This is a genomic window from Micromonospora eburnea (assembly GCF_900090225.1).
In the GTDB taxonomy this organism is placed as follows: domain Bacteria; phylum Actinomycetota; class Actinomycetes; order Mycobacteriales; family Micromonosporaceae; genus Micromonospora; species Micromonospora eburnea.
The window spans coordinates 4,181,929-4,208,041 of sequence record NZ_FMHY01000002.1 but is presented as its reverse complement, the minus strand read 5'-3'; the positions used below and the strand labels follow the sequence as shown (position 1 = coordinate 4,208,041).

Annotated in this window: 16 protein-coding genes; 9 read left to right on the top strand and 7 right to left on the bottom strand. The window is 74.4% G+C overall.

Annotated features, from left to right (window positions below; translation table 11 throughout):
* Positions 1–45: 45 nt before the first annotated feature.
* Entirely contained in the window at positions 46–1,074 is a 1,029-nt protein-coding gene (locus GA0070604_RS18610) for a hypothetical protein (RefSeq protein WP_244161986.1), read from the top strand.
* On the opposite strand, the gene GA0070604_RS18605 is transcribed toward GA0070604_RS18610, so the two are convergent.
* From GA0070604_RS18605 to GA0070604_RS18590, 4 genes are all read right to left on the bottom strand, one after another.
* On the bottom strand, positions 1,052–1,624 hold the full coding sequence (locus tag GA0070604_RS18605; RefSeq protein WP_091119729.1) for a histidine phosphatase family protein: 573 nt from the start codon (positions 1,622–1,624) through the stop codon (positions 1,052–1,054). The two genes, GA0070604_RS18610 and GA0070604_RS18605, sit on opposite strands and share 23 nt — an antisense overlap.
* A gap of 79 nt (positions 1,625–1,703) precedes the next feature.
* Positions 1,704–2,420 (bottom strand): SDR family NAD(P)-dependent oxidoreductase, encoded by a 717-nt coding sequence (locus tag GA0070604_RS18600; protein ID WP_091119726.1) that lies wholly within the window; start codon positions 2,418–2,420, stop codon positions 1,704–1,706.
* A 313-nt stretch (positions 2,421–2,733) separates the two neighbouring features.
* A complete protein-coding gene (locus GA0070604_RS18595) occupies positions 2,734–3,432 on the bottom strand; it encodes a response regulator (RefSeq protein WP_091119721.1) in 699 nt (232 codons plus the stop codon).
* Positions 3,429–4,673 carry a sensor histidine kinase gene (locus GA0070604_RS18590; protein ID WP_091119718.1) on the bottom strand — a complete coding sequence of 415 codons (1,245 nt, stop codon included), beginning with the start codon at positions 4,671–4,673 and terminating at the stop codon, positions 3,429–3,431. Before GA0070604_RS18590 ends, GA0070604_RS18595 begins: the two co-directional genes overlap by 4 nt.
* A 291-nt stretch (positions 4,674–4,964) precedes the next feature.
* On the opposite strand from GA0070604_RS18590, the gene GA0070604_RS18585 reads away from it, so the two are divergent.
* From GA0070604_RS18585 to GA0070604_RS18550, 8 genes are all read left to right on the top strand, one after another.
* Positions 4,965–7,097 (top strand): MMPL family transporter, encoded by a 2,133-nt coding sequence (locus tag GA0070604_RS18585; RefSeq protein WP_141721331.1) that lies wholly within the window; start codon positions 4,965–4,967, stop codon positions 7,095–7,097.
* A gap of 129 nt (positions 7,098–7,226) precedes the next feature.
* Positions 7,227–7,709: a DUF6220 domain-containing protein gene (locus GA0070604_RS18580; RefSeq protein WP_091119712.1), complete on the top strand. Its 483-nt coding sequence runs from the start codon at positions 7,227–7,229 to the stop codon at positions 7,707–7,709.
* Positions 7,706–9,835 (top strand): multicopper oxidase family protein, encoded by a 2,130-nt coding sequence (locus tag GA0070604_RS18575; RefSeq protein WP_091119708.1) that lies wholly within the window; start codon positions 7,706–7,708, stop codon positions 9,833–9,835. Before GA0070604_RS18580 ends, GA0070604_RS18575 begins: the two co-directional genes overlap by 4 nt.
* A gap of 276 nt (positions 9,836–10,111) precedes the next feature.
* A complete protein-coding gene (locus GA0070604_RS18570) occupies positions 10,112–10,969 on the top strand; it encodes a DUF4132 domain-containing protein (RefSeq protein WP_091127245.1) in 858 nt (285 codons plus the stop codon).
* Positions 10,966–16,035, top strand: coding sequence for a hypothetical protein (locus GA0070604_RS18565; protein ID WP_091119704.1), 5,070 nt, complete (start codon positions 10,966–10,968; stop codon positions 16,033–16,035). The genes GA0070604_RS18570 and GA0070604_RS18565 overlap by 4 nt, the downstream gene beginning before the upstream one ends.
* A 49-nt stretch (positions 16,036–16,084) precedes the next feature.
* Entirely contained in the window at positions 16,085–17,275 is a 1,191-nt protein-coding gene (locus GA0070604_RS18560) for an ATP-binding protein (RefSeq protein WP_208602108.1), read from the top strand.
* The gene (locus GA0070604_RS33620) at positions 17,272–20,991 is read left to right on the top strand and encodes a vWA domain-containing protein (protein WP_244161985.1); all 3,720 of its coding nucleotides are present in this window, start codon (positions 17,272–17,274) and stop codon (positions 20,989–20,991) included. Before GA0070604_RS18560 ends, GA0070604_RS33620 begins: the two co-directional genes overlap by 4 nt.
* The gene (locus tag GA0070604_RS18550; protein WP_208602107.1) at positions 20,988–22,913 is read left to right on the top strand and encodes a hypothetical protein; all 1,926 of its coding nucleotides are present in this window, start codon (positions 20,988–20,990) and stop codon (positions 22,911–22,913) included. The genes GA0070604_RS33620 and GA0070604_RS18550 overlap by 4 nt, the downstream gene beginning before the upstream one ends.
* Positions 22,914–23,137: 224 nt before the next feature.
* Here the strand turns inward: GA0070604_RS18550 and GA0070604_RS18545 are convergent, their stop codons facing one another.
* The 3 genes from GA0070604_RS18545 to GA0070604_RS18535 form a co-directional block, all read right to left on the bottom strand.
* Complete coding sequence (locus tag GA0070604_RS18545; protein WP_244161984.1) at positions 23,138–24,418, bottom strand: MFS transporter; 1,281 nt, start codon at positions 24,416–24,418, stop codon at positions 23,138–23,140.
* On the bottom strand, positions 24,415–24,987 hold the full coding sequence (locus tag GA0070604_RS18540; RefSeq protein WP_091119695.1) for a winged helix-turn-helix domain-containing protein: 573 nt from the start codon (positions 24,985–24,987) through the stop codon (positions 24,415–24,417). Before GA0070604_RS18540 ends, GA0070604_RS18545 begins: the two co-directional genes overlap by 4 nt.
* 110 nt (positions 24,988–25,097) lie before the next feature.
* Complete coding sequence (locus tag GA0070604_RS18535) at positions 25,098–26,078, bottom strand: TauD/TfdA family dioxygenase (RefSeq protein ID WP_091119691.1); 981 nt, start codon at positions 26,076–26,078, stop codon at positions 25,098–25,100.
* Positions 26,079–26,113: the final 35 nt, after the last annotated feature.

Below are 26,113 nucleotides of genomic sequence, written 5' to 3'. Positions count from 1 at the left end.
GCCGGCGCGCTCGCCTGTGCCGGCCGACCCGTGCATGATCGGTGCGTGGACGAGGCTACCTGGCGGACGGCGCGGCGGGCGTTTCCCGGTCCGATGTGGCTGGCGGCCTGGATCGCGATGACCGTGCCGGCCCCGTTGGTGTTCTTCGAGGGCAGCCACCGGTGGGAGGAACACCAGAACGTGTCGACGGCGCTCTGGTGGACGATGGGAGCACTGCCGGTGCTCGCCGCCGTGGTGGCGGCGAGGTGGACCCGGTACACCGGCCGGCGTCGTACCTGCTCCGCCCTCCTGGCGGCGACCGTCGCGGCCACGCTGATCAGTGGAGTGTTCCTGGGGCTCTCCGTGGCCGTCTACCGGTGGGTCATCCCGTTGGACGGCGCGGCGGACTGGTGGGGCGTGCTGTCCACCGGCGTGCTGCTGGCGGCCGGCGGGGCGGCGGTCGGGCACCTGATCGGGCTGGCCGGCGTACGCCCCGGTCGGCCGGCGGGCCGGCATGGTTATCTCATCGGCGGGGCCGTCGCCGTGCTGGGTGTCCTCTTCGCCCAGCTCGCGGTACAGCTGGGCGCCGAGGGCAGCACCAGCCAGTACGACGTGATCGGCTACGGCGGGGTGGGGCCGAATGCCGGGGTGCCCGGTGAGCCGGGCACTCTGCGCCTACCGGCGGCGGGCCGCTACGCGATCCTGGCGGTGGGGCCCGCGCCGCGGAATCCGGACTGCCGGGTCGCCGGAGTCGGTCTGGCCGACCGGTCGGCGGAGTTGGTCACGATCCCGCCTGGCGACTACGGTTCCGACGCCGCCTCCTACGCCTGGGTCGCCTGGTTCGACGTTCCCGATTCCGGCACCTACTCGCTGACCTGCCGTTCCTACGACGAGGCGGCGTCCTACCTGGTGGGGGAGGTGCCACACATCAAAGGTGCGGTCGGCGCGCTGATCCACTGGCCGTCGGCCGCGATCTGGTTGCTCGGCGCCGTCCCCGGTCTGCTGATCATCGCGGCCCGGTACGCCAACCGGCGAAAACTCGCCGAGCCTCCGACCGGGAGCCGCCGTACTGCTACAGGTGCCCGGAGTCGTTGAAGCTGACCAGGGTCGGCGGCCGGTCGGAATCCCACTGCACGATGGTGATCGCGCAGTTGGCCTGGTTGAGGCCGATCCACCGCCACAGCGGGGCGTCGAGCATGTGGCGGACGAACCAGCCGATGACGAAGTTGTGCGTGATCAGCAGTTCGTGCCGGTCGGTGTCGCCGGTGACACCGAAGTGTGCGACCGCGGCCTGTAAGGCTGCCGCGTCCTCGTCGCGTTCGTCGTCAGGCACACCGTCGAGCCAGTCGAGCCACCGGTCCGGGTACCGGCCGCGTTGCCCGACGGAGGGCACCGGCGTTCGGTCCGCGACGAAATCGCAGCCGTGTCGCGGCACCTGCGGAAGATGACCGGCAACGATGTCGGCGGTCTGGGCCGCCCGGGCCAACGGGCTGTGGTGGATCGCCGAGAAGGGCACCGAACGCAGCCGCCGGCCCAGCCGGTCCGCCTGCTCGCGGCCGAGCTGCGAGAGGCCCCCGTCCGAGGCGTGACCGGATGCCGGATCCTGTTCGCCGTGGCGGACGAGGTACAGCTGTGTACGAGCCATCGTGAGCCACCCTCCGGGTCCGGGGTACGACGGGGAGCACGATAGATCATCGAGGCACGAGCCAGCTCGTCGCTCCGGCTCAGGAGCGAGGGGATCGCACCTGCTCGAAGCGGAACTCGCGGATGAAACAGTCCGGTGGCTGGCCGACCGCGAACAGCACGCACTCCACGACCGATCGTGCGGTGAGTTCGCCGGTCGCCTCGCGTGGACCGTCCTGCACGAAGTCCGGCGGGAACAGGGAGATCACCCGGATTCCCTCGGCCCGCAGACGGTGGGAGATGATCTCGGCGAATCCGGCCTGGGCGTGCTTGGCGGCGTAGAAGGCCGGGTGGGCGTTCGAGCGGCGGTGGCCTACCTCGCCGCAGGTGGAGATCAGGTTGACGATGTCCGGTCGTACCGAGGCCCGCAGCAGCGGCAACAGGTGCTTGGTCAGCAGCACCGTGCCGGTCGCGGCGCCGCCGATGGTGGCGATGATGGCCTCGTCTTCGACGTCGCCGAGGTCGTCACCGTGAACGTAGCCGGCGCCGTTGTTCACCAGCACGTCCAAGTGGTCTGTACGGTCTGCCAGCGTCGCGGCGAACGCGCGCACCGAGTCGGGGCGAGCGAGATCGCAGACGAGCGGTTCGGCGGTTCCCGGTCCGTGTCGCCTGATCCACTCTGCGGTGCGCTCGGCCGCCCCCGGGTTCCGGGCGGAGACGTACACGTGTGCGCCGCGCTCGGCGAACGCCAGCGCCAGAAGGCGACCAGTGTCGCGTCCGGCACCGGTGACGGCAACCCGCAGCCCCTCGAAGCTCACGGCGAGATGAGAACAGTTCAACCCCGGTTGAGGTCAAGCGGCGCGGGCCGTACGCCGAACGGGGCCGGAAGGTGAACCTCCCGGCCCCGCGGATCGTTCCGGCCGCGCCTCCGCGACATCCGGCTCGAGTCACCTGTGGCCGGCGCCGGGCCGCAGGCAGCGGCTGACGACAACACGACGAGGAAGGCCACCGGAGCGGACAGACGTCGGAGCATGGCAGCGGGCCTGGGCGGCGATCGCCGTTCGCCTTTCGCCGCCGCGCTGGCAGTCGGTGGGCCGAACGGCCCACTGTGTCTCCCGCGCCTCACGCCGGTCACGGCCGAGGGCTGACCAACCCGGTCTGGTAGGCGATGACGACCAGTTGTGCGCGGTCGCGCGCACCCAGCTTCGCCATCGCGTGACTGACGTGGGTACGGGCGGTGGCCGGACTGAGGAACAGCTCGGCACCGATCTCGTCGTTGCTCAGCCCCTGCCCCACCAGGGCCAGCACCTCACGCTCGCGCTGCGTCAGCACGCTCAGCCGTTCCTTCCCGGCCTGGGTGGCGATCCGGTCGGCGGTGAACTGGGCGATCAGGCGTCGGGTGATCCTCGGCGCGAGCAACGCCTCCCCGGCGGCGACCACCCGGATGGCGTGCAACAGCTCGGCCGGCCCGGCGTCCTTGAGCAGGAAGCCGCTCGCGCCGACCTGAAGCGCCTCGAAGACGTACGCGTCGGTGTCGTACGTGGTCAGGATCAGGACCCGGACCTGTTCGAGGCCACGGGTCCGGGCGATCTGGCCGGTGGCCTTGATCCCGTCCATCTCCGGCATCCGGATGTCCATGAGCACCACGTCGGGCCGGGTGGCTCGGGCCCGTTCCACGGCCTCGACGCCGTTGGCGGCCTCCGCGACCACCATGATGTCGTCCTCGACGTCGAGCAGCCCCTTGAACCCGGACCGCACCAGGACCTGGTCGTCGGCGAGCAGCACCTTGATCGGGGCGGCACCCGACGAGGACGTGGCCGTCGTGTTCACGGGCGCACCGCCGCGGCCGGAACCAGCGGCAGCCGTGCCCGGACCTCGAACCCGCCGCGCGGGCGCGGCCCGGCGGTCAGCTCGCCGCCCAGGAGCCCGCAGCGCTCACGCATGCCGAGGATCCCCCGCCCCGGCTCGGCCGAGCCGCCCGTCACCGCCCGCTGTTTGACCAGTGCGTCCGGAACCGAGGCACCGTCGCCCGAGGCGTCCCGGCCGCCCTCGTTGGCCACCCGGACCTCCAGGGCATCGGTTCCGTAGTCGAGCGCGACCGTCACCCGGGTCGGGCCGACGTGGCGGATCACGTTGGTGATCGCCTCTTGCAGGATCCGGTAGGCGGTGGTGTCCACCGCGCTCGGCAGCGGCGTCGCCGACGACCCCACCTCGACCTTGATGTCGAGCCCCGCCTCGCGCGCCATCGCCGCGAGGTCGTTGATCTGGTCCAGGCCGGGGTGGGGCACGCGCCCGTTGTCCGGGGAGCGCAGCACCCCGAGGATCGCCCGCATCTCGTGCAGCGCCTGCGCGCTCGTCTGCTCAATGATCACCAGCGCGTCGCGTGCCCGTTCCGGCCGCTTGTCGAGCAGGTACGCGGTGACGCCGGCCTGCACGTTGATGATCGCGATGGCGTGCGCGACGGTGTCGTGGACCTCGCGCGCGATCCGGAGCCGCTCGGCGTCGACCCGCGAGCGCGCCTCCTCCTCCCGGGTCCGTTCGGCCTGTCGAGCGCGCTCCTGGGCCTCGGCCGCGATGACCCGCCGGGACCGGACCGACTCACCCAGGGCGGCGGCCATGACCGACGCCGCGATCCGGAAGAAGACCCAGCCGACGGCGGCGGCCGGCTCGATGTCGGCCGCGGCGACGAGCCAGCCGGTGGCCAGCACGGCGATGCCGCCGTACGCGATCAGCAACGACCTGCGCCCGTCGCCGTAGGCGGTCAGCGTGTACAGGGCGACGAAGAGTCCGATCCAGCCGGGCCCGTCCGTGAAGCCGATGGCGAAGTACGCCAGGCTGGACAGAGCGGCCGTGACGAAAACCGGCATCGGCCACCGGCGGCGTACGGTCAGCGCCAGGCCACTGACGATCAGCAGGACGACTCCCAGGTGCCCGAGGTCGCTCACCGCCCGGGATCCCGGCTCCGGGGGTTTCGCGAGGGTGCCCTGGACCTGCATCACGGCGACGAAGAGCCCGAGCAGGACGTCCTGGGCCAGGGCAGGCAGGCGGAACGGCACCGCTCGGCGTCTCATGGCGCGATGATAGTTGCCGCGCCCGGGTGGCCGGCTACGACGACGGGCGTGACCGGGTGCCGGCCACCTACGCAAATCTGCGTAGGAGCTGACGACCGCTGACCGAGGCGTGCGCGAGCCGGCGACGCGACCATCACTTCCGTGACTCAACCAACAACGGTCCCGACGACTGATGCCGGGGCCGCGCGCGACGCTCACCGACGCTCACCCGACGCACCACGGCCGGGACCGCTGGGCAGACTCGGGGGCCTGGCCTTCCGCCGGCGGGGGCGGGTACTGATCGCCTGGGCCGTGGGCCTCGTCATCGCCTTCGGCCTGTCGGCGGCTTTCGGGGGCGAGTTCGTGAACGCCTCCGCCGCGCCGGGCTCCGATTCGGAGCAGGCACAGCGCCTGCTGGCGGAGCGGTTCCCGGCCCAGTCCGGCGAGATGGTGCGGGTGGTGGTGCGTGCGGACGACGTCACCAGCGTCGAGGTGCGCAGTGGCGTCAGCGGGCTGCTCGCTGAGCTGGGACGCGTGCCGCACGTGGCGTCGGTCGAGGATCCGTACTCCGCGAAGGGCACCATCGCGCCGGACGGCCGGACGCTCGCCGCCCGCGTCTACCTCGACGTCACCAACCCCAACGACATGCCGGCCGAGGACACCGGACGGATGCTGGCCGCCGCCGAGGCGGCCGAGCGCGACGGGCTGGAGATCGCGCTCGGCGGACGGGCCGTGCAGGTCGCCGAGGCGAACCGCTCCGGGTCCGAGATGATCGGCCTGCTCGCGGCCGCGGTGATCTTGCTGATCATGTTCGGGTCGGTGGTGGCGGCCGGACTGCCACTGGCCATGGCGGTCGGCGCGCTGGCGGTGAGCGCCAGCCTGGTCGGCGTCGCGGCGGCCGTGGTGGACGTGCCCGACTTCGCCCCCATCATCGGCATGGCGCTGGGCGTCGCCCTGGGCATCGACTACGCGCTGCTGCTGGTGACCCGCTTCCGGGAGTGGCGGGCGGTGGGGCTCGACCCCGAAACGGCGACCGTGGCGACGCTCGACACCGCCGGCCGGTCGGTCCTCGTGGCCGGTGGCACCGTCATGGTGAGCATGTCCGGACTCTTCGTGGTGGGCCTGTCCATCATGAACGGCACCGCCGTCGTCACCATGGTGGCGACCCTGGTCGTGATGATCGCCGCGATCACCCTGTTCCCCGCGCTGCTGGGCTACCTGGGACCGCGGATCGACCGGCTCCGACTGCCGCTGGGACGGCGTCGTGCCGCCGGGGTCTCCGCCGACGGCCACCTGGTGCCATCGGCCGGCTGGGCGCGCTGGAGCGGGCTGGTGCGGCGGCACAACGTGCTCGCCATCGGGGCGAGTGTCGCCCTGTTGCTGGTGTTGGCCGCGCCGTTCCTCGGCGTACAGTTCGGTCTTCCCGACGCCGGCAACGACCCCGAGGGCACGTCGAACCGGCGGGCGTACGACCTGTTGGCCGAGGGATTCGGCCCCGGCGAGAACGGGCCGTTGCTGGCCGTGGCGGAGGTGTCGCCGGCCGACGGCGACGCGGCCCTCCAGCGGCTGCAGGCCGAGCTCGGCCGCACGGCGGGAGTCGCGGCGGTGTCGCCGCCACGGCTCAATCCCGCCGGCGACACGGCGGTGATCACCGTCGTGCCCACCACCGGGCCGCAGGAGGCCGCCACCGAGGACCTCGTCCAGACCCTGCGCGACGACGTGGTCCCGGCCGCGACCAGGGGCACGAGCACGGAGGTGCACGTCGGCGGCTCGACCGCGGCGGTGATCGACATCAACACGTTGATCGCCGACCGGCTCGCGTTGCTCATCGGTGGTGTCGTCGTCGTGTCGATGATCCTGCTGCTGGTGGCGTTCCGCAGCGTCGTCATCGCGCTCACGGCCGCCGTGATGAATCTGCTGTCGGTGGCGGCGTCGTACGGGGTGGTGGCCTTCTTCCTCGACGGCGGCTGGGCCGGCCGGCTGGTCGGCATCGACAACGCGACCCCACTGGCCGCGTTCGTTCCGGTCATCATGTTCGCGCTGCTGTTCGGCCTCTCCATGGACTACGAGGTCTTCCTGATCAGCCGGGTGCGGGAGTCGTGGGTGCGTACCCGGGACAACAGCCGGGCCATCGTCACCGGACTGGCCGGCACCGGACGGGTGATCACCGCCGCCGCGGCCATCATGATCGTCGTCTTCGCGGCGCTCGTCCCGAGCGACCAGGTCTTCATCAAGGTCTTCGGGGTGGGCATGGTCGCGGCCATCCTGGTGGACGCGACCATCATCCGGATGCTGCTCGTGCCGGCGGTCATGCACCTGCTCGGCCGCAGCAACTGGTGGCTTCCCCGCGTCATTGAGCGGCGTCTGCCCCAGTTGCACGTCGAAGGAGTGCCCGACACGTACCTGCGTCCCGTCACAGAGGCGGAACCGGTCCCGTCCCGATGAGGCAGGGCGGCGGCTGCCGGGCACCCGTGGGTAGCCGCCGCCCGTACGGCGGCGAGCGCGACGAGCCGTCGGCCATCGGGTGACGCGACAATCACCTGTGGTGACCGAACCAACCTGGAGGAGCCTACGATGCGAAAACTGTTTGTCGGCCTTGCGGCCCTGCTCATGCTGGTCGTCGTGGCGCAGTTCTACTTCGCCGCGAGCGGCGCGTTCAGCACCGCGCCCAACGAGGAGTCCTTTCGGCCGCATCGCGCGCTGGGGTACGTGATCTTTTTCCTGCCGGTCCTGATGGCGATCGTCGGCGCCCTGGCCCGGATGCCCGGCCGGCTCATCGGGATGGCCGGTCTGGTCGCTGGGCTGGCCATTGTCCAGGTGCTGGTCGCGGTGCTCGCCAAGGCGTTCAACGACACGGGCGACACCACCACGACGGCGGGCCAGCTCGTCTTCGGCCTGCACGCGGTCAACGGTCTGGCCATTGTGGCCGTGAGCGGAAACGTTTTGCGGCGGGCGCGAGTGCTGGCGGGATCCGCGGTGACCGGTCGGCGGGCCGGGGCGGGCGACGACGCGGAGGTGCCCGGAGCGGCGGCCGGAACGGCTCAGCCGGCGTCATGACGACAGCTCAGTTGATCATCGTGGACCACGTGGTGGCGCTGCTGGGCGTCGCCACGTGGTTCGCGGCCGGCGCCACCGCGGCTGCCCGGCGGGCCCGGCTCGCGCTCGGTCTGCTCGCCGTGGCTGTGCTGGCGGCTCTCGCCCGGGTGGCCACCGTGGCCGTGCTGGCCGGTCGCGGCTGGTGGTTCGTGCAGGAGAAGGTGCTGTTGGGCCTGCCGATGCTGGCGGTCGCCGGGTCGGCCGCCGTCCTGGTCGCCGGCCCGCGGCTGCTCGCGGCGAGCCGCGCGCTCGGGCCGGACCACGCCGGCGACCCGGAGACCGCGGCGCCGCAAGCCGGCGCCCCCGCCGGCCGGGTGACGGGCGACGGGATACCCGCAGGCAGCGTGGTCCTGCTGCTCACCGCCGGATACGCGGCCCTGGCCGGGCTCGTGGTGACCTTCCTGGCCGGCTACCCGTTGACCTGGAGCACCGCGCTGATCGCCTGCTCCGTCGTCTGCGCGGGCACGCTGCTGACCGCGCGCGTCCTGGCGACACCGGCCGACACCACCGGCGGCACCGACACCGACGGCACCACCACCGGCACCGACATCGCGCCCGTCCGGGCCCCGCATGGAACGCCGGGGTTGTCGCGCCGCCGGTTCGTCAGCTTCGCGGGCGGCGGGGCAATCGTGGTGGGCACCGGCGCCACCGGCGTCGCCCTGTCGTTCATGCCGGCAGAATCCGCCACCGGAGGCGGTCGCGGGCGCTCGTCGCGTCCCGAGCCGGCCGTGTCCCTGGCCGACCTGCGGGGGGCCGGCGCACCGGCGCCGGGCGGCATCCGGCGGCAGTACGTACTCACCGCGCAGACCGCCACCGTCCGGCTGCCGTCCGGGCGTGAGATCCACGCGCTGACCTTCAACGGCCGGGCACCCGGTCCGCCGCTCACCGCCACGGTGGGTGATCTGATCGAGGTGACGCTGCGTAACACCGACATCGAGGACGGCGTGACCCTGCACTGGCACGGCTACGACGTACCGTGCGGTGAGGACGGTGCGCCGGGGGTGACCCAGGAGGTGGTGACGCCCGGCGGGGAGTTCGTCTACCGGTTCCGTGCCGACCAGCCGGGAACCTACTGGTACCACACCCACCAGGCGTCCCACCGGGGCGTACGCCGGGGGCTGTACGGGACCCTCGTCGTGACGCCACACGGACAGCAGGACAAGGCCGGTGCCGCCCCGGAGCAACTGGATCTGACGCTGCCCGTGCACACCTTCGACGGCACTGTCGTGTTCGCCGATCCGGACGGGCGCACCGACCACACCGCTCCGGCCGGCTCCCGGGTGCGGTTACGGCTGATCAACACCGATTCGGATCCGCACCGATTCGCCCTCGCCGGGGCACCCTTCCGGGTGGCGGCCGTCGACGGCCGGGATCTCCACGAACCCGGCGAGGTCGGCGACGTCGGGCTGCGGCTGCCCGCGGGCGGACGGTACGACCTGGTCTTCGTCATGCCGGACACCGCGGTGGCGCTCGTCCTCGACAACGATCGTGCCAGCGCCGTCCGGCTGCGTCCCGACGTCGGCACCGCCGGCGAGGACGTGGCGGTCGAGGACACCTCCGGCTGGCCCGAGCTCGACCTGCTGCGCTACGGAACGCCGGCCGCCGTGCCGTTCGATGCCGGCAGCCGGGCCGACCGGCACTTCACGATGGTGTTGGACCGTGGCGTGGCCCTGGTCGACGGCCGGCCGGCGTACGCGCAGACGGTCAACGGCCGTGGTCACCCGTCGGTCCCGGATCAGCTCGTCGCCAAGGGTGACCTCGTCCGGTTCACCGTGGCCAACCGGAGCCTGGAGACCCACCCCTGGCACCTGCACGGCCATGCCGTACTGGTCCTGGCCAGGAACGGCACACCGCCGTCGGGCAGCCCGTTGTGGCTGGACACGTTCGACGTCCGCCCGGGGGAGGTGTGGGAGGTGGCGTTCAAGGCCCTCAATCCCGGGATCTGGATGAACCATTGCCACAACCTGCCCCACGCGGAGCAGGGAATGATGCTGCGGCTCCGCTACGACGGTGTCACCACGCCGTTCCACGGCTCGCACACCACCCGCGCGGCCGGAACGACCGAACGCCGAAGCCACGGCCACTGACCGGCCGAGCTTAACGCCCAAATGTGATCTAGGTCACCGCGTCGGCTCGCGCCGAACCCTTGCCGGCCGTCCCCGATGCGCGCTCACCGGCCGGACCTGCGGCTCCCGCAGGTCCGGCCTTCTCGTCCTGCCAGCCCCGATCCGGGTACGCCCACCGCCGCCCCCGCCGACGGCTCCCGGTCGTGTCGGTCACTACTGTTAGCGTGCCCTGCGTCGTTGATCGTGGCTGATTTCTCACGAAATCTGACTGATTCGCCACTGCGGAGGGTGTTCCTGATGGGCTGGCTACCGGCGGGAGACTCGTACGAGGTCTCCCTCGTGGACGGAAAGGTGGCGGCCCGATCCACCGGCCCGCGGGCCACCGGCCGTCCACTGAAGATGCTGCCGAAGGTGCTGCGGGACGACCCCGAGGTGGACCGGTTGCGCCAGCTCGCCCAGTGGCTGGACCGGCACAGCGCCGAGTGCCTGGCCCGGGTCGAGGCGTGGGTGGTGTCCTCGCTGCCCGTGCCGACCGGGCTGCTGGCCCGGGTCTGGCCGGACCCGGCCTGGCAGGACGCGCTGCGCGACCTCGTGGTGCTCGGCGACGACCCGGCCGAGCCGGGCTTCCTGCGGGACGTCACCGACACCGGTGACCTGCGCGTGGTCAACCTCGACGGAGAGACCGTCCGGCTCTCGCCGGCCAGCGCCACGCTGCCTCACCCGGTGCGCCTGCCCGACCTGGCCGACCTGCGCGAGTTCGCCGACGAACTGGACGTCACCCAGCGGGTCGAGCAACTACACCGGGGCACCTGGGGCAGGCCCGCCGACCTGAGGGACCGGGACACCACGATCACCGACTTTCGCGGCGCCACGGTGCCCAACCGGCTGGCCGCCCGCGCCGCCACGCTCGGTTACCGGGTCTCCGGCTCGCAGGTCAGGTGCCGGATCTGGGAGGCCGGCCGCACGGTCGAGGCCGCCATGTGGTTCGACGAGGACTACTGGGACTCCGAGGCGACCCTGGGCACCCTCTCCTGGTCCGTGGTGGACGGGCCGACGCTGCGGTTGACCGAGGTCGGGCCGGCGGCCTGGTCGGAAGGAATGCGGATGGCGACGGCCCTCTCCGGCGCCGTGACCGGAACGGGGAAGAGCGCATGACCGCGATGACCACCATGCCGGGCGAGGACTCGGCGGAGAGCCTGCTGGCCGCCGGCGCGGTGCTGCCGACCGACGCCGCCGGGGCCGGCGACCTGGCGGTGCCGCTCACCGCCCGCACCTACCGGCACCCGGTCCTCGACGATCGGCCGGTGGTCCGCCTGGTCGACGCCGCCCTCGGCGAGGGCGAGGACATCGCCGTCGGGTTCCTCGGCCTGGCACCGGGTGCCGAGCCGGCCGTCGTCGGGCTGGGCCCGCGCCGCCCGTTGGCCTTCCCCGAGTGGGTGCTGGTGCACCACCCGACGGACGGCCGGCACGCGCTGGCGGTGGTGCCCGAGTTGCAGAAGCTGGCCAAGCAGGTGCGGTCGCGGCCGAAGGCCGCCCTGGACGGGCACCTGGCCATCGCCGACCGGTTCGCCCGTACGCTGCCGCACTTCCTGCCGACGTTCTTCGAACAGGCGGCGCGGGTGTTCCTGGCCGCCGGGCAGGACACCTACGCGACGCAGCTGTTCAACAAGGCGCGCAAGGCGGAGGCGCAGCACGGCCTGCCGGTCGACCTGCACCGACTGGACGAGGTCTACGTGGAGTTCGCGGCGGCCAGGGTGGTCTCCGCGACCGCGCTGGCCGGCTACGCGAAAGAGCTGTCCGCCCAGTTGCCGGCCGACGAGGCGCTGGACCGGTTCTGCCGGCTGGCGCTGCGGGCCGCGGCCGCCGGCGTGGTGCCGTCCACGCAGTCGGCCAACGCGGTGAACCGGCTGGTCCGGACCGCGACCAGGGCCGCCGGAAAGGCCGGTGCCGCCGCCGTCGCCGACCGTGCGGCGGCCTACCTGACCGAGCTGATCCGGCTGCCGGTGGCCGCCGAGGCGCCAGCCGGCTGGTGGAAGGCGCACCTGCCGGCGGTGGTGGCGCTGGCCGGCCGTGACCCGGCGGTCCGCGGCAGCCTGCTCGACCTGCTGCCCACCGACCAGGACAACCTGGTCCCGTGGCTGGCCCTGTTGACCGACACCGGTGCCCTCGCCGGGCTGTCCGACCCGGCCGCACCGGAACCGGCCCGCCCGCGGGACGGCTCCGCCGGCTGGCTGCGCCGCTTCCTGAACCGGGCCAACTCCGGCCACTACCGCCGCCGGACGGCCGAGCTGTACCCACTCGTCGAGCGGATGGCCGACCGGCTGCGCGCCGAACTGGCCGGCAGTGGCGAGGTCCTCGACGCCGGCGGCGACCTGGAACTGCTCGACCTGCTGCTCGCCCTCGACCTGCCGGTGGCACCGCCGACGGAGCGCGCCACCCTGGACCTGGCGCACTGGGTCAGGGTCGGGGGAGAGCGGCAACTGCTCGCCGTGGCCGGCGACGACCGGTTCACCGAGGCCCTGCGCCGGGGCTTCGACCAGCTCGACGACGAGCCGCGCGCCCTGCGCCGGATGGTCGAGACGCCGGGCACCCGGCCGTTGCTGACCGAGTGGCTGGCGGCCCGCATCCGCGACCGGTTCGCCGCCGGACTGCCGTACCTGCCCGAGTCGGTGGACTGGCTGGGCAAGCTTCCGGTCGAGGCGCTGCGCCTGGTCCTCGACGACCTCGACCGCTTCGGCGACCCCGGCCGGGGCGGCGACCTCGGGCAGGCTCTCGGCGTCGACCTCGCCGAGCGCGTCGCCCGTAGCCTGCGCGGCGGGATCATCGACGAGCTGGGCTGGCCGGACTGGGAGCAGGCCTGGCAGGAGGTGACCGGCGGCGACCACCGGGTCGAGCTGATCCGGCAGGAGGCCTGGCCGTACCTGATCCTGGGCGGGCCGACCACGGTCCGCGTGCTCGGCGCCGAGGGCATCGTGCTCCGCCACGACCTGCGTATCCCGGCCGGCGACATGTGGGGCCAGCCCGGCTACCACTTCGTCGACGGTCAGCTGCTGGTCTACTGGCGGTCCCAGGCGCTCGGCTACGACCTGCGCGGCTACTGGCACTCGTCGCCCGGCGAGCCGCAGCCCATCCGCGGCCATCGCCACGGCAGCCGGCCGCGCGCCAACGAGATCACCCTGCCGCTGGCCGGCGGCGGGCGGACCACCGGCGACGGCGTGCTGCACGTCGGTGACACCGCCGTCCCCTCGGAGCTGCCGGTCATCACCGACGGCACCTCCCACTGGGTCTACCGCTACAGCGAGGACGATCGCGAACACGCCTGGCGCGAGTACGACCCGGCCAGTGACATCCACGGCCGGCGCAGCCTGCCCCGGTTCCTGGCCGACCTCCCGATCGCCGGAAGCCGGCTCCAGGAGTCGGTCAGCTGGCTACGACCCGCCCTGTCCGACCGGGCCACGCCGGCCGCCGTCCCGGTGGACGGTCTGCTCGGCTGGCGGGTGGTCACCCTGCCCGACGGCTCGGTACGCGGCGAGGACCTGGCGGGTCGTACCGTCACCGTGACCCAGGGACAGACGCCGGTCGCGGCGCTGGTGCTGCCCGGCGACGACCGGCCCCGGGCCGTACTCAAGGGATTCGCCCTGGTCGACCCGGACGGGGTGGTGACGGCTGCCGCCGGACGGACGTCCAGTGGGGAGCACGCGCGCGCCGCGGTCCCGCTGCCGGGCACGGAGTTCCTCGGCAACATGCTGCCCCGGGACCCGGCCGGCTCCACCGCCCTGCGCCGGATGGACCGGGACACAGCGGCCGTGCTGCTCAAGGTCGCCCTCGACGAGCGTCGCGCCGCCCTGGCCGAACGGGCCGCGCGGGCGGCGGCACGCGCGGCGGCCCGATCCGGGTTGACCGCGGCCACGCAGGCCGTCACCGGCCTGCCCGTCGCCGTACCGGCGTCCCTGGTCGGCGCACCCGCGGGCACCTCCGTGCCCGGACCGTCCACCACCGGCGAGGACGAGCCGGACGCGCTGGTCGAGCTGGTCCGCTCGACGCTGCCGGAGATCGGCCACGACGCGGTGGCGGCCGGGGTGGCCGAGGTGCTGCGGACGGCGGCGCGGGTGCGTACCGACCTGGACGCGGTGACCGAGCGGCTCACGAAGTCGTTGTCCGCCCCGACGGCGGTGAAGCCGGCGGTCACCGCGACCGGGCCCACCGACGAGCAGCTCAGCATGGCGTTGGACGGCCTGCGTGGCTCGGCCTACGGCCGGGCCACCTCGCCCCAGGCCTTCGCCCAGTTCCAGGCGTTCGCGGCCCAGCGCTCCGCCGTCACCGGCGGCGAGTCCGCCGTACGGCTGCACCTCGACGGGCCGTCGCTGCCGAACACCATGGGCTGGTGGCGTCTGCTCGGCGGTGTCGCGGCCGTCGCCTACCGGGCCGTCGCGGCGGTCACCCCGGACGACCACCGGGAGACGCTGCGCGCCCTGCTCACCGAGCTGGACGGGCTCGACCTGGGCGCGGCGGCCGAACCGCCCCGATGGCGCCGGTTCCGGCTGCACCTGCTGGACGAAGACCTCAACAACCCCGACGGCACGCGTCGGTACCCCAAGCCGGGCATCCTGCCGCTGCCCGACGGGGCGTTCATCGCCGTCCTCGACTCCAGCGGCACGTCCACCGGCTACCACTTCAGCGCGCTGTACCACGACCCGGCCGGTGAGTTCGCCGTGCCCGAGCCGTACACCGTGGAGTCCTCGACGCCGGTCGGTGACGAACGGCCGGCCGGCTGGTTGGCCGCCTTCCTCACCGAATGGGCCGCGCGTGGCCCGTTGCCGTGGCGGCCGGAGGCGGCCGAGCGGTTCGCCGAGCTGACCGGGGTCACCCCCACCGCCGCGAAGCTGGTGCTGGCCGGCCTGCCGTACGCGGACTCGGCGAGCACCGTGCCGGCCGAGCTGCGCAAGGCGCTCGGGGTCAAGCAGGTCGGCGAGGTCAAGCTGGCCTTCGGGATGCTGAACGAGGCCAGGCCGGAGGTCCGGCGGGCCGTCGTATCGGCGCTGCTGCCCGACGACCCGGCCCGGCTGTGGACCGACGGCCCGGACGTGGCCGCCGCCGCGGCGGTCTGGAACGCCGCCGTGGGCCGCCGGGTGGCGGCGCCCGAACAGTTGCTCGCCGAGGCGGTGCGCGCGGTCCGCACCGGCTGGGGACCGGCGAAGGCGTTGCCGGCACTGCTCGACCCGGCCCGTTCGGCCGAGCTGAGCACCGACCTGGCGTTCGAGATCAGGGGCGACCGGGCTCGGCAGGTCGACGGCCGGGCCGTGGGCTTCACCGGTGAGGTGCTGCGTTCCACGGTCGCCGTGGCGGCCTGGGTCGCCCACCACACGCCGGCCGGCGACCCGTGCCGGGCCGCACTGCCGGCCGCGCTGGCCGCGATCCGGGACCGGCTGACCAACCCCGACCTGCTGCTCGACCTCGATCGGTACGTCTCCCTGCCCGATTTCCGGCAGGTGGCGGGCAACCCGTCGGAGACCGGCCCCGGCTGGGAACGGTACGGCGCCATCGTGCTGTCCACGTACGACAGTCAACCGTCGCCCGCGCTGCGGCCGGGCCTGCTCGACGCCGACGGGACCGACCCGTACCTGCCGGCACTTCGGGGGGACGCGGCCAAGCCGTACCCGACGGAGGTGGCGCTGCGCCTGGTCCGCGACGCGCGGTTCGCGGCGCTGCTCGGCGACCCGGGGGAGCCGGACGGCGGCGAGTCGGCGGCGGACGGCACCTGGTGGCCGCAGGACCCGACCCGGTCGGTGCCCGACCTGGTCGCCGAGGTGGCCGGCGGGCAGGGCCTGGGCGCCGACGCGGCGGCGGTGTACCTGATGCTGCTGGCCATGCCGGACCCGACCGACCGCAACACGGCGAAGTGGACCGGCTGGAAGCCGGCCCGGCTGAAGGCGGCCCGTGCCGAACTGGCCGGCACCGACATGGTCGTCGAGGCCAGCCGGTCCCGGGCCGGCCGGTCGCTGTTCCTGCCCGGCCGGTGGCTGGAGCGCGGCAGCGGGCAGGCGCCGATCGAGGGCTGGAAGGTCGCCCTGTTCGACCTCGCCCCCGACGGCACCGCCGGGCTCGGCGTGACCGTGCCGCTCGAACCGCCCGCCGACCTCTACCGGCGCGCCTGGCAACGCCTGCGCGACGGCGACCGACCGGGCTTCGACGCCCCGCCCGCCCGCGGCGCCCACCGCTGACCACTGTGCCGAACACCCCATCCGAACCCCAGAGAGATCGAGGAACACCGTGACCGTGACGGAACACGTCCGCCCCACCGCGGCGTCGGAGACCGCCGCCCAGGTCCTCTCCGCCGAACAGCGGTACGCCGACGAGCTGGCCTTCCTGGCCGCGTACGACGACGGGGCCCGGCCGCCGGGCTGGGCGCTGACCCCGCGTGCCGTGGTCACCTTCATCCAGGGCAGCGACGGCGAGGCGTTGAAGCTGCCCGCCGACCGGCGTACCGGCCCGGACGGCACCGAGCTGCCGGCCAGCATGACCATCGCGCCGAAGTTCGTCGGCGAGCGGAGCCTGGTCGAGCGGTGCGTGGTCACCCTGGCCGGCGAGCGGGGCCTGCTGCTGGTCGGTGAGCCCGGCACCGCCAAGTCCATGCTGTCGGAGCTGCTGGCCGCCGCGGTCTGCGGCACCAGCGCGCTGACCGTGCAGGGCACCGCCGGCACCACCGAGGACGCCTTCCGGTACGGCTGGAACTACGCCCTGCTGCTCGCCCAGGGCCCGACCCCGCAGGCGTTGGTCGACTCGCCGGTGCTGACCGCGATGCGCACCGGCCGGGTGGTCCGGATCGAGGAGGTCACCCGCTGCCTGCCCGAGGTGCAGGACGCGCTGGTGTCCATCCTGTCCGACCGGCGGATGAACGTGCCGGAGCTGGCCGGCACCGAGGACGGCCTGATCCGCGCGGTGCCCGGGTTCACCGTGATCGCCACCGCCAACCTGCGGGACCGGGGCGTGTCGGAGATGTCCTCGGCACTCAAGCGCCGGTTCAACTTCGAGACCGTCCACCCGATCTCCGACGCGGACACCGAGACCGACCTGGTCCGCCGGCAGGCCACCGCCGCCGTGCAGCGCGCCGGCGCGGCGTACACGGTGGACGACGCGGTGCTGGACGCCCTGGTCACCGTCTTCCGCGACCTGCGTTCCGGCCGGTCGGGCGAGGGCTGGGACGTGGAGCGGCCCGGCACGGTGATGTCCACCGCAGAGGCGGTGCAGGTGGCCGTCTCGCTCGGCCTGGCCGCCGCGTACCTGCCCACCGGGGACACGCTCGACCTGGTCCCCGGGCACCTGCTCGGCGTGGTCCGCAAGGACGACGAGAACGACCACGCCCGGCTGCTCGGCTACTGGGACGGCCCGGTCCGCCGCCGCGCCGAGGACGGCTCGGCGATGTGGCGCCGGCTCTGGGACCTGCGGGAGAACCTGCGGTGACGACTCTCGCCAGCCCGCCGACCGGCGATCCGGTGGCGACCGGACCGTCGGCGGTCGACCTGACGAAGGCCGACCCGCGGGCCGTGGTCGACGCGCTCGCCGGTTCGGTCCGGCCGTACCTGATCGGGGTGCGGCACCACAGCCCGGCCCTGGCGGCGGTGGTCCCGGCACTGCTGGACGCCGCCGGGGCCGAGGTGGTCTGCGTCGAGCTGCCGGCCGACTTCCAGCGCTGGCTGCCGCACCTGTCCGACCCGGCGGCCCGGGCCCCGCTGGCGTTGGTGGGCAGCCACGGCGCGGACGGGCCGATGGGCTTCTACCCGTTCGCCGACTTCTCCCCGGAACTGGCCGCGATCCGTTGGGCTCGGCAGCACGGCGTCGAGGTGGTCTGCTGCGACCTGCCGCTGGCCGACCCGGGCTGGACCGCCGACGGCACCGACCCGGCTTCGGGCTCCGATCCGACCGCCGATGCCGAGCCGGCCGGCGGTGGCGGTCCCACACCGGACGCCGGTGCGCCGGCGTCCGGCCCGCGCCGGTCGGGCTACGCCGCCGCGTTGAGCGCCAGCGGCACCGGTCGGGACGGCGACGACCTGTGGGACCGGGTGGTCGAGGTACGTGCCCCGGGCTGCCCGCCCGAGGCGGTCCGCCGGGCCGCCCTCGGTGTCGGCTGGGCGATGCGTACCGACAGCGCCAGCGGCGACGGCGTACCGGCCCGGGACCTGGCCCGCGAGCGGCACATGCGCCGGGTGCTGGCCGACGCGGGCGCGGACGGCCGGCGGGTGGCAGCCGTCATCGGCGCCTTCCACGCCCCGGCCCTGCTCACCGACGGCGGCCGGGCCGCAGCCGACGACGGCAGCGACGGGACCGCCGATGCCGCGCCCACCCGGCCCGGCGCCGCCCCGGCCGGTCCGGTCCGGTCCGTCACGACCCGGCCGGCCACCACCGGCGGCGGCGCGGCGGTCACCTCGCTGGTGCCGTACGCGTTCGACCTGCTCGACTCGCGGTCCGGCTACCCGGCCGGGATCCGCGACCCGCGCTGGCAGCAGTCCGTCTTCACCGCCGCCGGTGATCCGGAACGGATCCGGGCCGCCGCCGCCCGGGCGGTCACCGACCTGTGCCGGGAACTCCGCTCGGCCGGGCACACCGCCGGTACCGGCGAGGCCGCCGAGACGGTACGGCTGGCCGGCGACCTGGCCCGGCTGCGGGACCTGCCGGCCCCCGGCCGGGGCGAGGTGCTGGAGGCGGTGACCACCGTGCTCGGCCAGGGTGAGCTGCTCGGCCGTGGCCGGGCGCTGGCCAAGGCGCTGGAGACGGTGCTCGTCGGCGCCGAGCGGGGCCGGGTCGCCCCCGGCACGCCCCGCTCCGGGCTCGGCCCGGCGGTCGAGGCGGAACTCACCGCGCTGCGGCTGCCCGGCCCGGAGAGCCCGAAGTCCCGCGAGGTGCGGCTGGATCCGCTGCGTACCGAGCTGGACGGGCGGCGGGAGATCCTGCTGCAACGCCTCCAGGTCTGCGGCGTCGGCTACGGCGAGCCGATCGCGGTCTCCGGCACCGGCGACGGCGCGGCCCTGACCACCCGCTGGCAACTGGCCTGGACGCCGTCCGTGGCGGCCCGGCTGGACCTGGTCGGCGTACGCGGGGTGACCTCGGCGCTGGCCGCGGCCGGCACCCTGCGGGAGCGGTTCCGCCGGGAGGCCGCCGACGGCGGTCCGACCGCCGCGCAGCTGCTCACCGGGCTCCGCGACGCCGCGCGGTGTGACCTGCCCGAGTTGGTCACCGACCGGCTCGGGCTGGCCGCCGCGGTGCTGCCCGGCACCGGCACGCTGCCCGAGCTGCTGGCCGCGCTGGACCTGCTGGAGGCGCTGCGCCGGGAACACCTGCCCGGCACCACCGCCGACGGCCGGGCCCGGGCGGCCGAGCTGACCGTCGTGCTGCTCGACACGGCGGTCCGCGGACTGCCCGGCCTGGCCGGCAGCGACGCCGTGGCCGACGCCGCCGCGCTGGTCGACCTCGCGCTCCGGGCCGGCGAGGACCGGATCGGCCTGCGCCTGGACGAGGCCCTCGGCCACCTGGCCCGGTCCGGTTCGTCGCTGATCCGGGGCGCCGCCCTGGCCGCCCGGGTGCTGCTGGACCTGACCGATCTGGAGACCCTGGGCACCCAGGTGGCCGGCTGGGTCGACGCGGCGACCGGGCCGGACACCCGGCGGCACCTGCACCGGCTGCTCGGTGGTCTGCTCACCGCGGCGCACCCGCTGCTACAATCCGCGCCGGCCGCGCTGGACCCGCTGCTGGAGCGGATCGAGCGGCTCACCGACAGTGAGTTCCTGGACCGGCTGCCGGCGCTGCGTGGCGGGTTCGACGTGCTCACCCCGGCGGCCCGGGAGCGGCTGCTGGACACCGTCGCCGACCGGCTCGGCGACCGGCTCGACGTGGCCCTGTCCGCCCCGGCGGAGCTGCTGGCCCGTTGGGCCGCCGCCGACGCGGCCGGCCGGGCCGCCCTGGTCGCCCGCGACATCCCGATCCCGGGCACGCCGACCGGCTCCACCGCCGAACCCGGGCCGAGCGCGTCGACCGTCGACGCCGAACCCGGGCCGGACACCCCGACCGCGCGGCTCACCCCCACCGACCGGTGGCGGCTGCTGCTCGGCCGCCAACCCGACCGGTTGCCGGCCGACGCCCGCCGCTACGCCCGGGCCCTGGACGAGCTGTACGGGGCGGGTCAGGGCGAGGGCGCCACCGACCTCGCCCCGTCGGCGGGCGGCGGCCAGGAGGGATCCTTCCCGACCGCCCGGGAGTGGGCCGACGAACTCGAGGCGCTGTTCGGCACCGCGGTACGCGAGGAGGTCATCGCCCGGGCGGCCGAGAACGGCCGTACCGATGTGCTCACCGAGCTGGACCCGGCCCAGGTGCGCCCGTCGATGGAACTGCTGACATCGGTGCTGTCGCTGGCCGGTGGCCTGCCCGAGGCGCACCTGGCCAGGCTGCGGCCGCTGGTCCGGCGGCTGGTCGAGGAGCTGACCAGGCAGTTGGCCACGCAGGTACGCCCGGCGTTGACCGGGCTGACCAACCCGCGTCCGTCCCGCCGTCCCGGCGGCCGGATCAACCTTGCCCGTACGCTGCGGGCGAACCTGGCGCACACCCAGCGGCTCGGCGACGGCCGGACGGTGGTGGTGCCGGAACGTCCGGTCTTCAACACCCGGACCCGCCGGGAGGCCGACTGGCGGCTGGTGCTGGTGGTCGACGTCTCCGGCTCGATGGAGGCGTCGGTGGTGTGGTCCGCGTTGACCGCCGCCGTGCTGGCCGGGGTGCCCACCCTGTCCACCCACTTCCTCGCCTTCTCCACCGAGGTGGTCGACCTGACCGACCGGGTCGACGATCCGCTGTCGCTGCTGCTGGAGGTGCGCGTCGGCGGTGGTACGCACATCGCCGCGGGGCTGGCCCACGCCCGCTCGCTGGTGACCGTGCCGAGCCGCACCATCGTCGCGGTGGTCAGCGACTTCGAGGAGGGCTACCCGCTGGCCGGACTGCTCGGCGAGGTCCGCGCGCTGGCCGGTTCCGGCGTACACCTGCTCGGCTGCGCCGCGCTGAACGACCAGGGCGTGCCCTGCTACTCGGTGCCGGTCGCCGAGCAGCTCGTCGCGGCCGGGATGCCGGTCGCCGCTCTCAGCCCGCTCGAACTCGCCCGCTGGGTGGGCGACCGCGTACGCGGAGGATCACGTTGACGAACCGCACATCCAGCACCGTGGACACCGACCGGTTGCCGCCGGTGCTGCCGGGGGTCGCCGCCGCGGCGGTGGCGGCCCTGCCGCCCCGGCTGCACAGGCGGCTGGACGCCACCGTCGAGCGGGTGGCCGCCGTACCGGTCGGCCGGGTCGACGGCGGCGTGTCGATCGACTGCGGCCCCGAGGCACTGGTCACCCTGACGCCCGGACCGACCGGCGCGGTCACCGAGGCGCACCAGGCGGGGTGCAGCTGCCTGCTCGCACCCCGCTGCCTGCACCGGACCGCGGTCCTGGTCGCCTGCCCGGTCGCCGACCCGGCCATCCACCCCGATCCGGCGACCACCACCGCGTCGTCCAGTTCGGACAGCAGCGGTGCGGCCAGCGGCCGGACCGGGCGTACCGGCAAGGCGGCCGGCGCGCCCGCCGGGCGTACCGGCCGGAGCGCGACGCCGACGAAGGCGCAACGGGCCGCCGCCGCCGCGCTGTGGCGGGCCGCCGCCGCGGCGCTCGCGGCCGGCGTGCCGGCCGCCGGCGCGGTCCTCCAGGCCGAACTGCTGCGGGCCGCGCACAGCGCCCGGCTGGCCGGGCTGCCCCGGGCCGAGAGCGCCGCGCTGCGCACCGTACGCGGGCTGCGCGCCCATCGGGAGCGGCAGACCGGCCACCGGCTGGCCGAGCTGGTCGAGGTGCTGCACGACCTGCTGTACGTGGCCGGCCGGCTGGCCGCCGGTGATCCCGACCCGGCGCTGGTCGGCGTCCTGCGACGGCCCTACCAGCCGGACGGCACACTGGAGGTGTACGGCGTCTGCCGGGAACCGGTGCTCAGCGCGACCGGGTACGCCGGCGTGGTCACCCACCTGGTCGCCGCCGACGGGCGCCGGCTCTCCTTCGGCGACGTGAAGCCGGGCGGCCCCGACCGGGCGCGAGAGTGCGCGGGGGCGGTCACCGGGATGGGCGCGGTCGCGGTCAACCACGCGGTGCTGGCCCGTGGCGGTCTGCGGATCAGTGGCACCACCGTCTCCCCGGACGGCCGGCTCGGTGCCGGCGCGGGGGTCCGGGCCACCCCGCTCACCGGGACCGACTGGTCCACCGGGCCGCTGGCGGAACTGTTCGCCCACCCGCTCGCCGAGGTGGTGACCGCCCAGCTCGCCGCCGACGACCCGGAGGACCCGGCTCGGGCCGGGACCGCGCTGGTCGGCTGTGACCTGATGGTCGTGGGTGCCGTCGGTGACCAGGTGCTGGCCCGTGAGCTGGCCCCTGCCGCCGACGCCGGGGCGGAGCGTGCGCCGGTGCCGGACGGGCCCTTGATCCGGCTGGTGCCGGTCGACTCCCACCCGGTGCTGGCCCACGTCGCCAACCTGCGACGGCTCGCCTCCTGGCCGGGCCTGCGGATCCGGGTGGTCGGCCGGCTGGACCCGGACCGGGCCAGCACGCTGCGCCCGCTCGCGGTCGGCCCGGTGCCCGGCGCCGCCGCGACGCTGCGGCTGCCGGCGGAGTGGCGCGACCGGGCGGATCTCGGCTACGACGAGCTCCAGGGCGGGCACCTGCCGCCGCGCGACCCGGCCGCGATGATCGAACCGGTGCTCGCCGTCGGCGCTGACGCGGTCGCGGAGTCCCCACTGTGGCGGGTCCGCCGGCTGGTGGAGCTGGCCGTCTCCGGTGGCCGCCGGGCGGTCGCCGAGGCGGCCCGCGGGGAGGGCGCCGGGCTGGCCGGTCCGCTGCGTCGGGCCGGCTTCACCACCGCGGCCGTGGTGGCCGCCGCCCTCGCCGACGAGTCCGACCGGCGCGGCCGGGACGTGTTCGGTCGGCTCGCCGATCCGGACCCGGACCGGTACGCCTGGGCCTGGCTCGCCGCGACCGCCCACCTCGCCGCCACCGAGCGGGAGCTGATCCGCTCGTCCTGGACCGCTCCACCGGTCGGCTGACCTGCCGGGGCGCTGCGATCACCGGGCCGCCGGCCCGGTGATCGCAGCCACCGCCGAAGGTCAGCCTCCTAGGATGCCTACGAGATGTGGCCCTTGCGATTCGCCGCGCACGCCTTGATCGACTCCGTGTGCGGCACACTGTGGTCACAACTGGCCCGGAGACCACCGTTTGCGCGACCTGGAGTCGATCACTGTTCCTCGTCAGGAGGAGCCGACCGGGCCCGTCAGGCGGAGTGGGCCTCGGCGGCCGTCATCGACGGCTGCCGCTGCTCGGGAAGCGGTGGCCGTCGCATCGCCCGCCACGGGCCGCCGAGCAGGGGAGTGAGGACGACCAGCAGGTAGCAGGTGCCGACGGTGAGCAGGGTCGCGGTGGTGCCGAACCGGTCGACGGCGACGCCGGCGCCGAGCGCGCCGAGTGGCATGGCGGCCCAGCAGCCCGCGCCGATCACCCCGTACACCCGGGCCCGCATGTGCGCGGGCACCCGTTCGAGCTCCACCGCTCCCATCAATGGGTTGATCGCGCCGGCGGCGAGCCCGGCCAGCGCGAAGACCGTGGCCACGACCGGCAGCGGTGGCGCGGCGGCCAGCGCCCAGAACGGCGGCGCGCCGGCGAGGGCGAAGGCGGTGACGAGGGTGGCCCGCCGGGGCAGCCGGTGCCCCACCGCGCTGAACAGCAGCGAGCCGACGAGCGCGCCGCCACCCATCGCGCCGACCAGCAGGCCGAACGCGGTGGCCCCGCCGAGGTCGCGGGCGGCGACGACCGGCAGCAGCACGTTGCTCTTGGTCGCGTCGAAGAGGTTGGTCACCAGCACCAGCAGCACCATGGCGCGTAGCAGCGGTTCGCGGACCAGGAAGCGCAGCCCGGCCAGGAAATCCTGCCAGTAGCCGCCGGAGGTCGCCGCCGGGTCGCCGGACGGCCGCATCGCCGCCGGCACCAGCATCGCGACCACCAGCGCCGAGACGGCGAACGTGGCCGCGTCCACCGCCAGCACGGTCAGCGCGCCGAGCGTGCTGACCAGCAGGCCGGCGACCGGCGCCCCGATCAGGCGGGCGCCGCGCTCGGCGGCCTCGAACCAGCCGATCGCCCGCTCGATGGGTACGCCGGCGGCGGTCGCCGCCTCGGGCAGCAGCGCGGTACGGGCGGTCTGGCCGGGGGTGTCGAGCAGGCCGCTGACGAAGACCAGCCCGAGCAGCGCCGGGAAGGGCAGCCCGACCGTGGCGTGCAACACGGGGACGGCGGCGACCGTCACGCCGGAGACCACGTCGGCGAGCACGCTGGCCCGGCGGTAGCCGATCCGGTCGACGAGCACCCCGCCGAAGGCGCCGCCGAGCACCATCGGCGCGGTGGCGAACGCGCCGGCGAGCCCGGTGGCGGCCGGAGATCCCGTCTCGGCCAGTACGTACAGCGGCAGCGCGATCAGGGTGAGCATGTTGCCGGTCAGCGAGACCACGTGGCCGCTCAGCAGCCCGATCAGCGGGGTCCGGTGCGGCGCGGCCGGGGTCAACGCGGGTCCCGGAAGGCGTGGTAGATCAGCGCGACGGTGCGGGCGTCGGCGCGGTTGGCGTCGCTGCGGGCCTGCCAGCGCTGGGCCAGGGCGGCCAGGTCGGCCCGCAGCTCCACCAGTTCGTCGCTGGTCAGGTGCAGGGTGGAGTCGCTGCTGGTGGTGCCGCGTACCCACGTCGGGTCGAGGGTGCCCTCGGCGTCGAGGTAGGCCCGCAGCCGGTCGACGTACTGGTCGAGGATGGCGCGGCGGAGCAGGTCGGAGGCGGCCTTGCGTTCCGGGTCGGCGAGCGCCTCGACCGGTTCCCAGGAGGTACGCGCGTGCGCCGCCCGCCACCAGCGTTCGCGCCGGTTGCGGGCCAGCTCGGGGGCCTCCTGCACGAACCCGTGTTCGGCCAGTTTGCCCAGGTGGTAGCTGACCGAGCCGACCGCCTCGTCGATGATGTCGCTGAGCGTGCCCACGGTCCGCGGGCCGCGTACGCGCAGCTCGCCGAGGAGGCGTAGCCGGGTGGGGTGGGCCAGCGCCCGCATGGCGCGGGGATCGGTGAGGTGCAGGATCGGCTCGTCCGTCATGCCGCGAGACTAGTCTTACAAGACATGACGTACAAGATGTCTTGTATTTATGGCGACGATACGGCTGCCGCCGGCCGGGCCGGCGGCAGCGGCCCGGGGCGCGGCCGGCGTCACGCGGGAGACGACGGCTCGGCCATCGCCACGGCGATCTTGCGGGGCCCGGTGAACGGCTCCCGGCCGTGCACGGCGAGCATGTTGTCGACGATCAGGACGTCGTCGCGCTGCCAGTCGAAGCGGCGCTGGGCGCTCCGGTAACAGTCCCGCAGGTGCGCCATGATCTCGTCGGGGATCCGCCCGCCGTCGCCGTAGTACGTGTTGGTCGGCAGGTCCGCCTCGTCGAGCATCTCCCGCAGCCCCTCGCAGACCTCCTCGGCCAGCGTGGTCACGTGGAAAAACGTGAGGTGGTTGAACCACACCTGCTCGCCGGTCACCGGGTGCTGGTGCACCGCCCGCCGCCGGGCGGTGGTACGCAGCCCGTCGCGCCCCACCCACTCGGCCTCGATCCCGCTGCGGGCGCAGTACGCCTCGACCGCGGCCCGGTCCTCGGTGTTGAACGCCTGCTGCCACGGCACCCCGAAGCCCGGCGTGAAGTTGCGGATCACGGTCCAGCCGCGCCGGGCGAACTCCTCGCGTACCGCCGGGTCGATCAGGTTCAGGACCCGGCGGGTGTCGGCGAGCGGCGTGGCGCCCAGCGTGTCGGGCGGGGTGATGCAGTAGAAGAACAACGTCAGCGGCCAGGTCGCCTGGTAGGAGTTCTCGTTGTGCAGGAAGATCTCCTCGGCCGGCGGGTAGTCCGTGGACGTGTAGACCTGACCCTTGATGGTGCTGCGCGGCGATGACCGCTCGGCGTAGGTCAACGGCTCGCCGGAGACCGCGCGTACCACCCGGTCGAACCCGTCGACGCCACCGACCTGGAAGCCCCGGAGCAGGACCGCGGCGTGCTCGCGTAGCCGCCGCCGGACCGTGTCGCGGGCGTCGGCGAGGAACTCGGTCGCCGACGTGCCCGGGGCGGTCGCGGAGATGACGTGGGGAAGCGCCGGCTCGGTGTCCGGCAGCGATGCCGCCGGCTGAACGGACATGACAATGCTCATCCGTCGACAGTGGCCGCGGGCGTGGACGGCGACGA

Coding starts and splice junctions, on each gene's coding strand:
- GA0070604_RS18535 (WP_091119691.1), bottom strand. CDS start 26,078: ATGAGCATTGTCATGTCCGTTCAGCCGGCGGCATCGCTGCCGGACACC.
- GA0070604_RS18570 (WP_091127245.1), top strand. CDS start 10,112: ATGGGCTGGCTACCGGCGGGAGACTCGTACGAGGTCTCCCTCGTGGAC.
- GA0070604_RS18565 (WP_091119704.1), top strand. CDS start 10,966: ATGACCGCGATGACCACCATGCCGGGCGAGGACTCGGCGGAGAGCCTG.
- GA0070604_RS18605 (WP_091119729.1), bottom strand. CDS start 1,624: ATGGCTCGTACACAGCTGTACCTCGTCCGCCACGGCGAACAGGATCCG.
- GA0070604_RS18580 (WP_091119712.1), top strand. CDS start 7,227: ATGCGAAAACTGTTTGTCGGCCTTGCGGCCCTGCTCATGCTGGTCGTC.
- GA0070604_RS18540 (WP_091119695.1), bottom strand. CDS start 24,987: ATGACGGACGAGCCGATCCTGCACCTCACCGATCCCCGCGCCATGCGG.
- GA0070604_RS18575 (WP_091119708.1), top strand. CDS start 7,706: ATGACGACAGCTCAGTTGATCATCGTGGACCACGTGGTGGCGCTGCTG.
- GA0070604_RS18590 (WP_091119718.1), bottom strand. CDS start 4,673: ATGAGACGCCGAGCGGTGCCGTTCCGCCTGCCTGCCCTGGCCCAGGAC.